Here is a 12,953-nt window from a genome sequence, read left to right as displayed (position 1 = left end):
GGTGGGGGGAGTCACGGGTGGCGCTCATGGGGCGGCTCGGTGAGGACGGCCGCGCCGTGGCGGCCGAGGGTGACGCGGTCGGTGAAGGTGGCGTCGGTCAGCAGGTCGCGGTGGGTGCCGGGGACGGCGACGGTGACGGGGTCGCGGCCGTGGTGGAGGAGGAAGAGCAGGCCGCCGCGGCGCACCGCCTCGACGTCGGCCGGGAGTCCGTCGAGCGCCGGGCGGACGCCGGCGTCGGCGGCGATCCGGGCAAGCAGGTCGCGCAGGGCGTCCGGTTCGGGGAGGGTCGAGAGGTACCAGGCGCCGCCCTTGCGCAGGACGGCCGGACGTCCGTCCAGCTCGCCGCCCCGATACGGGATCACCTCGTCGGCGGTGCCGTCCGGTTCGATCTCCTCCGACCACAGGACGCCCCGGAAGCCGTCGCAGTCGGCGGCCTCGTCCTCCTCCAGGGGCCACCACTCGTGCAGGGTGCGGATGCCGAACAGCTCGCGCAGCCGGGCGTCCATGCCGCCGGGCCTGATCCGGTCGTCCTGGTCGGCGACGCCGGTGAGGAAGCCGCAGACCAGGGTGGAGCCGCGGCGGACGTGGGCGAGGAGGTTGTCGACCGCGGTGTCGGTGAGCGCGTACAGCTGGGGGACGAGGACCACCTTGTAGGGGGTCAGGTCGTGGTCGGGGTGGGCGAAGTCCGCGGTGAGGTGGGCCCGCCACAGCGCGCGGTGCCAGGCGCGCAGGACGCCGGCGTGGTCGACGCGGGCGGAGGGGCGGGCCTCCTGGTCGGAGGCCCACCACGAGTGCCAGTCGTGCAGGACGGCGATGTCGGCGGCGACGCGGGTGCCGGCGGTGTGCGGGCCGAGCTTCGCGAGGTCGGCGCCCAGCCGCACGACCTCCTCGTACGTGCGGCCCCGCGGGCCCGCGTGGGAGACCATCCCGGAGTGGAACTTCTCGGCGCCCTGTCTCGACTGGCGCCACTGGAAGTAGCAGACGGCGTCCGCGCCCCGGGCGACGGCCTGCAAGGACCACAGGCGGTTCAGGCCGCGGGGCTTGGGGTGGTTCACACCGCGCCAGTTGACCGGGCCGGCCGCCTGCTCCATGAGCATCCACGGACCGCGCGCCTGGGAGCGGGTCAGGTCCTGGACGAGGGCGCCCTCCTGCGCGCCGTACGGGTCGCGCGGGTCAGGGTAGAGGTCGACGGAGACGACGTCCTCCTCCTCGGCCCAGCGCCAGGCGTCCTGGCCGGACCAGAGCGGCATGAAGTTGGTGGTGACCGGGAGGTGCGGGGTGTGGCGGCGGACGATGTCGCGCTCGGCGACGAAGCACTCCAGGAGCATGTCGGAGGTGAACCGCCGGAAGTCCAGGACCTGCGCGGGGTTCCCCAGGTAGTGGGTGCGGCGGGGCGGCGCGACCTCCGCCCAGTCGCCGTAGCCCTGGCTCCAGAAGGCGGTTCCCCAGGCGGCGTTGAGGGCGTCGAGGGTGCCGTACCGGTCCTGGAGCCAGCGGCGGAACCGGGTGGCGGCCTCGTCGCCGTGGTCATGGGTGCAGTACTCGTTGTTGATGTGCCACATGGTGAGGGCGGGATGGCTCGCGTACCGCGCGGCCAGGGCCTCGGTGATGGCGGCGGCGTGCCGGCGATACGTGGCGCTGGAGTGCGAGAAGTGCTGCCGGCCGCCCCACCACTCGGTGCGGCCGTCCGCGTCGCGGGGCAGGGTGTCGGGGTGCAGGTGGCCGAGCCAGGGCGGGGGTGAGGCGGTGGGCGTGGCGAGGACGACGCCGATGCCGCCCTCGTGCAGCAGGTCCATGACCCGGTCAAGCCAGGCGAAGTCGTGCGTGCCGGGCCGGGGTTCGAGCCGCGCCCAGGAGAAGACGCCGACGGTGGCGGTGTTGACGCCGGCGTCCCTCATCAGGCGGACGTCCTCGGGCCAGGTCTCCTCCGGCCACTGCTCGGGGTTGTAGTCGCCGCCGTAGAGGATGCGGTGCCGGGTCACGTCCGCGAGGTCCGGCATCAGCCCTTCACCGCCCCCGTGAGCATGCCCTTCCTGAAGTGGCGCTGGACGAACGGGGACAGGACGGCGACCGGCAGCAGGGCCATGACCATCACGGCCATCTGCACGGCGAGGCCGGAGAGTTCACCGGTCTTGATGGCCTGCCCTAGGCCGACCGGCGCCTCCTGCTTCTGGACCAGCTGGATCATGACGTTCTGGAGGGGCAGCATGTCCTGGTCGTTCAGGTACAGGGAGGCGTTGAACCACGCGCTCCAGTAGCCGACCGCGTAGAACAGCGTGATCACCGCGACGACCGCGCGGGACAGCGGCAGCACGATCCGCCACAGGATGCGCAGGTCGCCCGCACCGTCGATGCGGGCGCTGTCGATCAGCTCCGGGGAGATGCCCATGAAGAAGCCGCGCAGCACCAGGATGTTGAAGACGCTGATGGCGCTGGGCAGGATCAGGGCGAGGTAGCTGTCCATCAGGCCGAGGGACTGCACCAGCAGGTAGGTGGGGATGAGGCCGGCGCTGAAGAACATCGTGGCCAGCAGCAGCATCAGGATCCAGCGGTGGCCGAGGGAACCGCTGCGGGAGAGTCCGTAGGCGCACAGCACGGACACCGCCATGGAGAACAGGGTGCCGACGAGCGTGACGCCGACGCTGACGATCGCCGCGCGGGTGACCTGGCCGCCGCTGAGCAGTTCCTGGTAGGCGACGAAGGTGACGTCCTTGGGGATCATCACCAGGCCGCCGGCCTCGTCGATGGTCCTGCGGGTGGAGACGCTGGTGACGACGACGATCCACAGCGGGAACAGGATCCCCAGGCAGGCCAGGAGCAGCACCAGCCCCTTGCCCGCGAGTCCGGCGCGGCTGGGCTGCTCCTCCCACACCGGGCGGGGCGGGGCCGCCCACCGGCCGGGCGGGCGCGCGGGCCTCGGCTTCGCGGTTCTGTCGGTGAAGGCGGTCACTTCTTGTACACCCCCTGCTCGCCCATCAGGTGGGCCACCTTGTTCGCGGCCAGGACCAGGCCGAGGCTGATGACGCCCTTGACGAGGCCGGCGGCGGCCGCGTAGCCGAAGTCCTGGTTGCGGACGCCGTTCCACCACACGAAGGTGTCCAGGACCTCGGCGGCGCCCGGTCCCACGGCGCCGCGTTGCAGGAGGATCTGTTCGAAGCCGACGGTCAGGGCGTCGCCGACGCGGAGCACCAGCAGCAGTGCGATGACCGGCCGCAGGGCGGGCAGGGTGACGTGCCACAAGCGGCGCCAGCGGCCCGCGCCGTCCATCGCCGCCGCCTCGTACAGGTCGGGACTGACCGACGCGAGGGCGGCGAGGAAGACGATGATCCCCCAGCCGGCGTCCTTCCACACGCTCTGCGCGGTGATCAGGAACTTGAAGGTCTCCGGGTCGGTCATGATGTCGAGCCCGTCGTACCCGTGCGCCCGCAGCAGCTGGGAGAGGAGCCCCGCGCCGCCGAGCAGCTGCTGGAAGACGGCGACGACGAGCACCCACGAGAAGAAGTGCGGCAGGTAGAGGATGGCCTGCGAGATCGCGCGCACGCGGGGCCGGACCACGCTGTTGATGAGCAGCGCGAGCAGGATGGGGATCGGGAAGTACAGGACGAGCTGGAGGACGAAGAGGACCAGCGTGTTGCGCACCGCGTTCCAGAAGGCGGAGTCCTGGAAGATCCGCTGGAAGTTCTCCAGTCCCACCCACGGGCTGTGCAGGATGGAGACGACGCCGTTGTCGCTGAGGTAGGGGTCGTACTCCTGGAAGGCGACGACGTTGCCGAGGATCGGCACGTAGTTGAAGAGCAGCACCAGCAGGACGGCCGGCAGGGTCATCATCAGCAGGACGCGGTCGCGGCGCAGCCTGAGCCGCAGGCCGAGCCTCCCGCCGGGCGGTCTCCCCCGGGATCCGGGGCCACCGCGGTGTGCCGCCGGGGGGTTCTCCTTCACTTCTGCTTCGGCCTCGGTGTCGGTCCGAGGCACCGTGCTGTGCGACACGGCGGTTCTCCTTGCCTCGGTACCCGGTCAGCCGGCCGCGGATCCGTTCTCGTCGAGGATCTTCCGGTACCAGTCGCGGAGCTTGTCGCCGCCCTTGCTCTTCCAGTCGGCGACGGCCTGCTGCATGTCGCCGATCTTCTTGCGGCCGCGGACGACGTCGTCCTCCAGCTGCTCGAAGTCGTTGGCGAGGTTGGTGTAGCGGGCGGGTTCGGTGATCTGCATGCCGTAGAACGCGGGCTTCTTCGTGACGGCGCCCATCCGCTGCTGCCACTCGACCTGTCCGCGGGCGACCTCGGGGAAGTCGGGGTGGGCGATGGTCGCGGCGGGGCTCGCCACCATCACGAAGGCGTTCAGCACGTCGATGTTGCCCTGGTCGGTCTTGGTGGGCACGCCGTCCTTCACCGTGTAGTGGGTCCCCTCCACGCCGTAGTTGGTCGCCATGTACTCCTTGGTGCCGTACGGCGCCGCGGTGACGTTGGCGACGGCCAGCACGTCGCGGATCACGGACTCGGACGCCTTCTTGCTGACGAAGGCGAAGATGCTCGCCGGGTTCTGCGCCCACAGCGTGAGGGCGCCGCCGTCGTGCCCGAAGACGTCCATGCCCCAGATCTCGAACTCCGGGTTCTGCGTGGCCTGTTCGGCGGTGCGGCTCCACCACTGGGAGACGTCCTGGTTGTAGACCAGGAACTCGCCGGCGGCGAACTTGGGGCCGGGGTCGGCGGCGTTGCTCTTGCCCAGCCTGGCGTCGGGGTGCACGACACCGGCGGCGAAGAGCTTGCGGGTCCACTCCAGCGCTTCGAGGTACTCGTCGGTCTCGATGCGGTACACGAGCTTGCCGTCGACCTCGTTCCAGCCGAGGGACTTCTCGTTGCCGGAGAGCACCCCGAAGGCGTTGAAGGCGGTCCACTTCATGTCCAGGCAGGCCCAGCGCTTGGCCTTCGCGCTGGTGGCTTCCTTGGCCAGCGCCATGAACTCGTCGCAGGAGCGGGGTACTTCGTAGCCCTCCTTCTCGAAGACGTCCCGCCGGAACAGCGGCACGATGGCGGTCACGTAGGAGGAGGGCATCGGCAGGCCGCGGAGTCTGTCGCCGAAGATGGAGCGCCGCCAGGCGTCGGTCGGGATCGCGGCGAGGTTCGGGTACTCCTTGACCGCGTCGCCGGAGAGGTGGGGGCCGAGGTCGGCGAACTTTCCGATGATGGCGCTGGGTATCCGGCCGGTCATGTTCCAGCCGGGCACGACCACCACGTCGGGCACCTCGCTGGAGGCGAGGACCGCGCCGAGTTTCTGGTCGTAGGTGTTGCCGTCCTGGTTCTGCCAGGCCACGTCGACGCCGATGAGGTCGTTCATCGCCCGGTAGTAGGCGTTGCCCTCCTTGGGCGGTGACCCCCAGAACGGGGACATGACGGTGACCCGGCCGCCCTTGCCGAGCTTCTCGGGCACCGAGGTCTTCAGGTCCGCGAGGTCCAGCTTGCCGGTGAAGCCGACCGCGGAGCCGTTCTTGCTGGGGATGTCGGGGGTGACCACGCCGGCCGCCACGTATGCCGGCAGCAGCTTGTCGGCGTCCTTGCCCGATGTGGTGCCGTCGCGCGAGCCTCCGTCGGATCCCCCGCAGGCGGAGAGCAGCGGCACCCCTCCGGCCACCGCCGCGGTGGCGACCGCCGTGGAGGCGAGGAAACTTCTCCGGCTGGGACCGGAGGCGGCGTTCGGCGTCATTTGCGTCAACCCTTCGTGGCGCACCGGGACACGCGGCGGTGGCCGTCGGCTGCGATGTGGGGAGGCTTAGTCGAAGCGCTTCGATATTGCTGCGAGGTTAAGTGAACCCCTGGGGGCGCACAAGAGCCGCTCCCAGAATTCCTCCGGGGTGGACGCATGCCCGGATCTACCGAACCTGCATATGTGCCAACTGGGTTGTGACGAGAAGTCGTAGGTGGGACGCTCATGCGCCTTGACACCCACCCTTGCGGCAAATCAGCATCGAAGCGCTTCGAATGCGCCTGGTCGATCCATCGCAAGGGGAACCCCACGTGACCGCATCCACGCCGCCCGCGCCACCCTTCCGTGATCCGCGTCTGCCGTTCGCGAAGCGCGTCGACGACCTGATGTCGCGGCTCACGCCGGACGAGAAGACCCGGTTCCTGCACCAGTTCGCGCCCGCCGTCGAACGGCTCGGCATCGCCGCCTTCCGCACCGGGCAGGAGGCGCTGCACGGCGTGGCCTGGATGGGCCCGGCGACCGTGTTCCCCCAGGCCGTGGGGCTCGGCGCGACCTGGAACGAGGACCTTCTGCGCCGGGTCGGCGAGGCGGTGTCCAAGGAGGCCCGGGCGATGCGCGCCCGCGACGACCGGGTCGGCCTCAACGTCTGGTCGCCGACCGTGAACCTGCTTCGCCACCCCCTGTGGGGCCGCAACGAGGAGGGCTACTCCGAGGACCCGCGGCTCACCTCCGCCCTCGCCACCGCCTACACCCGGGGCCTGCGCGGCGCACATCCCGTGTACTGGCGTACGGCACCGGTCCTCAAGCACTGGCTCGCGCACAACAACGAGCGGGACCGGGACACCTCCTCGTCGTCCGTGCGCCCGCGCGTCCTGCACGAGTACGACCTGCGGGCCTTCCGCGCGACCGTCGAGGCGGGCGCGGTCGCCGGGGTGATGCCGGCCTACAACCTCGTCAACGGCCGCCCCAACCACGTCTCCCCCCACCTCGCCGGACACCTGCGCACCTGGACCGAGGAGGACCTGCTGGTCTGCTCGGACGCGGGCGCGCCCTCCAACCTGGTCGACTCCGAGCACTACTTCGCCACCCACGAGGAGGCCACGGCCGCCGCGCTCCGGGCCGGCGTGGACAGCTTCACCGACCACGGCACGGACTCCTCGACGACCCTCGCGCGCGTCCGGGGCGCCCTCGACCGGGGCCTGCTGACCGAGGCCGACGTCGACGCGGCCGTGCGCCGCCAGCTGTCGGTCCGCTTCCGGCTCGGCGAGTTCGACCCCGGGCACGACCCGTACGCCGTCACGGCCGACACCGCCACGGACTTCGACACGCCGGAGCACCGGGCGCTGGCGCTGGAGGCGGCCGAACAGGCGGTGGTCCTGCTGCGGAACGACGGCGTTCTGCCGCTGGCCCCCGACACCCGCGTCGCCGTCGTCGGGCTGCTCGCCGACGAGTGCAAGCTCGACTGGTACAGCGGCACGCTCATCCACCGCTCCACTCCGCTGGAGGGCCTGTACGAGCGGTTCGGCGCCGACCGGGTGAGCTTCGCCGAGGGCGTGGACCGGGTCCGGCTGCGCGCCGCCGACGGGTCCCACCTGCACGTGCTCCCGGCCGACGACTCCGCCGACGAGGCGCACGGCAGCGAGGGTGCCCTCGACCCGGCCCTGCTGGCCGGCCGCACCGACCTGCCGCCGCTCACCACGGACGCCGTCGGCACCGAGTTCGCGCTGACCGACTGGGGCGAGGGGGTCCTCACCCTGCGCGCCCCCGACGGCCGCTACCTGTCGGTGGCCGGGGACGGCCGCCTGCGCGCCTCCGCCGACCAGCCCGGCGGCTGGGTCGTGCAGGAGACGTTCCGTCTCGAACCGCACGGGGACGGTCACCTCCTGAGGCACCTGGGAACGGGTCGTCACGTCCGGGTCGCCGCCGACGGCGTGAAGGTTGCCGCTCCGGACGAGGACGCCGCCGAGGTCTTCGGCCTGGTCGTCACCGAACGCGGTGAGGACGCGGTGGCGCGGGCGGCGGCCGAGGCGGACGTGGTCGTGGTGGTCGCGGGCAACGACCCGCACATCAACGGCCGGGAGACCGAGGACCGTACGACGCTGCGGCTGCCCGCACACCAGGAGCGGCTGCTGCGCGCGGCCCGCGCCGCCGGTCCGGCCACCGTGCTGGCGCTGGTGTCCGCCTACCCGTACGCGGTGGACACGGAGGGGCTCGGGGCGGTGCTGTGGTCCGCGCACGGCGGGCAGGCGGCCGGCACCGCGCTGGCCAGGGTCCTCGCCGGGGACGTCTCACCGGGCGGCCGGCTCCCGCAGACCTGGTACGCGGACGACGCCGACCTGCCCGACCCACTCGACTACGACGTGATCGGCGGCCGTCAGACCTACCTCTACTTCGAGGGGACGCCGCTGTTCCCGTTCGGGCACGGCCTGTCCTACGCGTCCTTCGGCTACGGCGACCTGGCCGCGCGGGTGGCGGACGGGCGGGTGTCGGTGTCCTTCACCGTCACCAACACCGGGGACGTCACCGCCGACGAGGTGGCCCAGCTCTACGTCCGGGCCGGGTGCGGGTCGGTCCCCCGTCCGCGCCGGGAACTGCTGGCGCACCGCCGGTCGGGCCTCGCTCCGGGCGAGACGGCCCGGGTCTCCTTCGAGGTACCGCTGTCCGCCCTCGCCTTCTGGGACGTCGCGCACGGCCGGTGGCGGCTGGAGCCGGGGCCGTACGCGCTGCTGGTGGGATCCTCCAGCGAGGACGTGCGCCTGGAGACGACCGTCGTTCTGGACGGAGAGCCCGCCGCGCCCCGCCCGGTGCGCGAACGCGGCCTGGCGGCCGCCGACTTCGACGAGCAGAGCGGCACCGAGATCGTCGACCGGACGAGGGCGGCGGGCGACGCGGTGACGCCGGTTACGGACCGGACCGGTGAACTGCTCTACCAGGACTGCGACTTCGGTTCCGGTGTCACCGGGGTGACGGTGTCGGTGGCGGGCGGGGGCACGGTCGAGATCGCCCTCGACGGGGGGCCGCCGGTGGCGGTGCTGTCGCCGGACGCGCCCACGTCGGGGCCGTACGACTACGTGGACCTCGACGGCGCATTCACCGCCGGGGGCGTCCACGACGTCCGCGTCCGGCTGCGCGGCTCACTGCGGCTCGCGCACGTCGGCTTCTCCGGCTGAGGGGGCCCTGCCCGGCCGGAGAGGCCCAGTTGGTCGCGCCGGCCGGCCGGGGGGTGGGGCCGGTCCGGGAGCGGCCGCCACGACCTCTACGAAACCGGCCTTCAACGGAGCGGAAGCCCCCGTATGACGCGGCCCGCCCCATGCGCGCCCGCCCTCGCGGTTGACCGAACGGACGGTCCGGCACCGCGATATCCCCTTGCACACGCGCCCCGCACGGGGCACCGTCGGCGGACACCGGAGAAGGCGAGAAGGATGACCACGCAGAACCACCCCGTCGACCACGAACTCGTCGAGGCCGCGGCCGGCGTCGCCCGCACCCGCTGCCGCGGCGACAACCACACCATGGCGGCCGCCGCCCGCGCCCGGGACGGCAGGATCGTCACGGCGGTCAACGCCTACCACTTCACCGGCGGCCCCTGCGCCGAGCTGGTCGTCATCGGCGCGGCCGCCGCCCAGGGCGCCCACGAGCTGGAGACGATCGTCGCCGTGGGCGACCGGGAGCGGGGCGTCGTCCCGCCCTGCGGGCGGTGCCGCCAGGTGCTGCTCGACTACTTCCCCGCGCTCCGGGTGATCGTCGGCGCCGGCGACCGTCTGCGGGCCGTCCCCGTCGCCGAGTTGCTGCCCGAGACGTACGTGTGGGCCGACCACCAGCTCGACGCCGGATAGGACGGGGCCCACACGCACCGGCGGCCCGAACCCCCGCACAGTGGGTTCGGGCCGCCGGTCTTCCCGGGGTGCCTCAGAGGGCGAGGTCCGTCAGGACCAGCACGCGCTCGTAGGTGTAGTCGTCCATCGCGAACCGGACGCCCTCGCGGCCCACGCCGGACTGCTTGGCGCCGCCGTACGGCATCTGGTCGGCCCGGTAGGAGGGGACGTCGCCGATGACGACGCCGCCGACCTCCAGGGCGCGGTGGGCGCGGAAAGCGGCCTGGAGGTCGTGGGTGAACACGCCCGCCTGGAGGCCGTACTTGGAGTCGTTGACCGCGGCGAACGCCTCGGCCTCGCCGTCGACCTTCTGCACACTGAGCACGGGGCCGAAGACCTCCTCGCGGGCGAGGGTGACGTCGGCCGGCAGGCCGGTGAGCACGGTCGGCGCGTACGTGGCGCCGTCCCGCTTGCCGCCGGTGTGCAGCGTGGCACCCGCGTCGACGGCCTCCCGCACCCACGCCTCCACGCGCTCGGCGGCGGCCTCGCTGACCAGCGGGCCGACGTCCGTCGCGTCGTCGTTCGGGTCGCCGGTCACCTGGGCCTCGACGGCGGCGACGACGCGCGGCAGCAGGCGGTCGTAGACGGCGGCGTCGGCGATCACGCGCTGCACCGAGATGCAGGACTGGCCGCCCTGGTAGTTGGAGAAGGTCGCGATGCGCTGCGCGGCCCGGTCCAGGTCGGCGTCGCTCGCCCAGTCGGCGAGGACCACGGCCGCGCCGTTGCCGCCCAGCTCCAGGGTGCAGTGCTTGCGCGGCACCGAGTCCATGATCGCGTAGCCGACGGTCTCGGAGCCGGTGAAGGAGATGACCGGCAGCCGCTCGTCCTGGACGAGGGCGGGCATCTTCTCGTTGGGCACCGGGAGGATGCTCCAGGAACCGGCCGGCAGCTCGGTCTCGGCCAGCAGCTCACCGAGGATCAGGCCGGAGAGGGGGGTGGCCGGGGCCGGCTTCAGGATGATCGGCGCACCGGCGGCGATCGCGGGGGCGATCTTGTGGGCGCACAGGTTCAGCGGGAAGTTGAACGGCGCGATGCCCAGGACGACGCCCTTCGGGAAGCGGCGGGTCAGCGCGAGCCGCCCCTGACCGCCCGCGTCGGTGTCCAGGCGCTGGGCCTCGCCGCCGTTGAAGCGGCGGGCCTCCTCGGCCGCGAAGCGGAAGACGGAGACCGCGCGGCCGACCTCGCCGCGGGCCCACTTGACCGGCTTGCCGTTCTCGGCGGAGATCAGGCGGGCGATCTCCTCGGTGCGCTCGGCCAGCCGTCGGCTGACGTGGTCCAGTGCGGCGGCGCGGACGTGGGCGGGGGTGGCGGCGAACTCGTCCCGTACGGCGTACGCGGCGGCCACGGCCTCCTCGACCTGGGCGTCGGTCGGCAGGCTCACCGCGCCGACCCGGCTGCCGTCCCAGGGGGACGTGACGTCGAAGGCGGCCTCGCCGGTGGCCTGGCGGCCGGCGAGCCAGAAGGCGTGGGTGGAAGTCATGTGGCGTCCGGGCCCTTCCGCGTTGGGGGTGTGTACGGGGTGTACGGGGGTGCGGGTCCACGGTAGGGCGGGGTCCGGCGGGGAGCGTTTGTCCGGGGTGTAGTGGTGGGGGTGCGTTGTTCGACGTGGCGGCCAGGTGAGGGCCGGCGCCGACGGGCTAGTCGGCCGACGTCGCCTTCAGGGCCAGCCACAGCTCCATCCGTACGTCCGGGTCGTCCAGGGACCGGCCGAGGATCTCCTCCACACGCCGCATCCGGTAGCGCAGCGTGTGGCGGTGGACGCCGAGGTCGGCCGCGGCCGCGTCCCACTGGCCATGGCGGGAGAGCCACGCGCGCAGGGACGCCACCAGGTCGCCCCGGCCGGTCGCGTCGTGGTCGCGCAGCGCCCGGAGCAGGCCGTCGGCGAAGGCGCGCACCGCGTCGTCCGCGAGCAGCGGCAGCACCGATCCGGCCGCCAGGTGTTCGTGCTCCACGCAGACGCGTCCACGCCGCCGGGCCACCGACAGCGCCTGCTCGGCCTGCTTGTAGGCGGCGGACGCGGCGATCGGCCCGGACGGCGCCGACAGGCCGACGGTCAGGCCGTCCTCGTCGCCGCCCGCCGGGTCGGGCGCCGGGCGGCCGGTCTCCAGCGCCGACGCGTACTCGACGCAGGCGGCGACGGCCGCGCCCCCGTCCGTGGCGAGCACCACCAGCCGCTCGCCCTCGGGGACGGCCAGCACCGCCTCCCCGGCACGGGCCGCCGCGGACTCCACGACCTCGGCGAGCGCGCCCAGCCGGTCGCCGCCGGTGCCCGCGGCGGACCCGCGGCCGTGCGCCCGCGCGGCGGACGCCGGCACCGACTCGGCGACGATGATCCGGAAGGGCGCGTCCAGCAGGCCGCCGTACAGGTCCCCGGCGACCGTCCGCGCGTGGTCCGGTTCGCCGGCCAGCAGCATGCGCAGCACGGCCTCGTCTATCCGCAGTCCGGCCTCGTACAGGGAGCGCGAGCGTTCCGTGGTGAGCGTCAGCAGGGCGACGGCCGAGTGCACGGCGTACCGCTCGGCGGTGCCGAGGGCGGCGGCGGTGCCGACGGCGAGGGCGGAGCGGGGCCTGCGCGAGGTGCCGAGGGAGTGCAGTTCGACCCGGTCGGCGTTCTCCGGGTGCTCGGGGTCCTCGGCCCCGCCGACCACGGCGGAGGCGGGCGCGGGCCGCTCGCGCAGCCGCCGTACGTCGGCGGTGAGCCGGCCGGCCCTGCGCCCGGCCCACTCCGGAGCCGTGGCGACGACGGCGCCCGAGGCGTCGTACAGCGCCGCCCACCCGTCGACCTGGGAGGCGAGCGCGGCCAGCAGCCCCTCCGGGCCGTCGGTCAGCGCCCGCCTGGTCAGCTCCCGCTGGGCGGCGAAGCCCGCGGTGACCGCCCGGTACTGGTCGGCGGCGATCGCGGCGGACACGGCCTTGCTGATGGCGAGGAAGGGCGTGCGGCGGGGCACCTCGAGGAGCGGCAGGCCCTCCTGCCGGGCCGCGTCGACCAGTGCCCCGGGGATCTCGTCGTAGTTGACGCCGACGGCGAACCCGAGGCCGACCACTCCGGCGTCCGCCAGCCGCTTCACGTACCGGTGCATCGCCGCGGGGTCCTCGGCGTCCAGCTTGAGGGCGGTGATGAGCAGCAGCTCCCCGCCCTCCATGTAGGGCACGGGGTCGGCGAGTTCGCTGACGTGGGCCCAGCGCACCGGGGTGTCCAGACGGTCCTCGCCCGCGCGCACGGTCAGTTTGAGCGCCGAGTGGTGGACGAGCGAGGCGAGCGTGGGGCGCATGGGGTCCTGGGCCTTCGGATCCGTGTCAGTGGTGTGAGATGGCTGTGATCTTTTGGCCGTCGCGTATGAACGACCTGTGTCGATTCTGCCTCACTGTACGGTCCCG

The 12,953-nt window shown here is 72.9% G+C and carries 8 protein-coding genes; 2 read left to right on the top strand and 6 right to left on the bottom strand.

The annotated features are described in order from the left end of the window. Nucleotides 1-11: 11 nt before the first annotated feature. Genes ACZ67M_RS36470 through ACZ67M_RS36455 form a run of 4 tightly spaced genes read right to left on the bottom strand, consistent with a single transcriptional unit; the run spans nt 12 to nt 5,700 of the window. The gene (locus tag ACZ67M_RS36470) at nt 12-2,000 is read right to left on the bottom strand and encodes a beta-galactosidase (protein ID WP_469854186.1); all 1,989 of its coding nucleotides are present in this window, start codon (nt 1,998-2,000) and stop codon (nt 12-14) included. After that, complete coding sequence (locus ACZ67M_RS36465; RefSeq protein ID WP_385802259.1) at nt 2,000-2,950, bottom strand: carbohydrate ABC transporter permease; 951 nt, start codon at nt 2,948-2,950, stop codon at nt 2,000-2,002. Before ACZ67M_RS36465 ends, ACZ67M_RS36470 begins: the two co-directional genes overlap by 1 nt. Continuing rightward, entirely contained in the window at nt 2,947-3,987 is a 1,041-nt protein-coding gene (locus tag ACZ67M_RS36460) for an ABC transporter permease (protein WP_469854185.1), read from the bottom strand. Before ACZ67M_RS36460 ends, ACZ67M_RS36465 begins: the two co-directional genes overlap by 4 nt. A gap of 27 nt (nt 3,988-4,014) precedes the next feature. Then, a complete protein-coding gene (locus ACZ67M_RS36455) occupies nt 4,015-5,700 on the bottom strand; it encodes an extracellular solute-binding protein (RefSeq protein ID WP_469854184.1) in 1,686 nt (561 codons plus the stop codon). 311 nt (nt 5,701-6,011) lie between these two features. Here ACZ67M_RS36455 and ACZ67M_RS36450 point away from each other — a divergent pair, with 311 nt between their 5' ends. Both ACZ67M_RS36450 and ACZ67M_RS36445 read left to right on the top strand, forming a co-directional pair. Continuing rightward, nucleotides 6,012-8,870 (top strand): glycoside hydrolase family 3 C-terminal domain-containing protein, encoded by a 2,859-nt coding sequence (locus ACZ67M_RS36450; protein WP_469854183.1) that lies wholly within the window; start codon nt 6,012-6,014, stop codon nt 8,868-8,870. A 252-nt stretch (nt 8,871-9,122) separates the two neighbouring features. Further along, a complete protein-coding gene (locus tag ACZ67M_RS36445; protein ID WP_392016721.1) occupies nt 9,123-9,536 on the top strand; it encodes a cytidine/deoxycytidylate deaminase family protein in 414 nt (137 codons plus the stop codon). Nucleotides 9,537-9,609: 73 nt separating this feature from the next. Here the strand turns inward: ACZ67M_RS36445 and ACZ67M_RS36440 are convergent, their stop codons facing one another. Together ACZ67M_RS36440 and ACZ67M_RS36435 are read right to left on the bottom strand one after the other, a co-directional pair. After that, on the bottom strand, nt 9,610-11,055 hold the full coding sequence (locus ACZ67M_RS36440; RefSeq protein ID WP_392104015.1) for an aldehyde dehydrogenase family protein: 1,446 nt from the start codon (nt 11,053-11,055) through the stop codon (nt 9,610-9,612). A 157-nt stretch (nt 11,056-11,212) separates the two neighbouring features. Further along, on the bottom strand, nt 11,213-12,847 hold the full coding sequence (locus tag ACZ67M_RS36435; protein ID WP_361365494.1) for a PucR family transcriptional regulator: 1,635 nt from the start codon (nt 12,845-12,847) through the stop codon (nt 11,213-11,215). Nucleotides 12,848-12,953 lie beyond the last annotated feature (106 nt).

The organism is Streptomyces sp. NPDC107500 (assembly GCF_055582785.1).
This window is presented reverse-complemented; position numbering and strand designations above follow the sequence as displayed.

Coding starts and splice junctions, on each gene's coding strand:
- ACZ67M_RS36440 (WP_392104015.1), bottom strand. CDS start 11,055: ATGACTTCCACCCACGCCTTCTGGCTCGCCGGCCGCCAGGCCACCGGC.
- ACZ67M_RS36470 (WP_469854186.1), bottom strand. CDS start 2,000: ATGCCGGACCTCGCGGACGTGACCCGGCACCGCATCCTCTACGGCGGC.
- ACZ67M_RS36435 (WP_361365494.1), bottom strand. CDS start 12,847: ATGCGCCCCACGCTCGCCTCGCTCGTCCACCACTCGGCGCTCAAACTG.
- ACZ67M_RS36455 (WP_469854184.1), bottom strand. CDS start 5,700: ATGACGCCGAACGCCGCCTCCGGTCCCAGCCGGAGAAGTTTCCTCGCC.
- ACZ67M_RS36445 (WP_392016721.1), top strand. CDS start 9,123: ATGACCACGCAGAACCACCCCGTCGACCACGAACTCGTCGAGGCCGCG.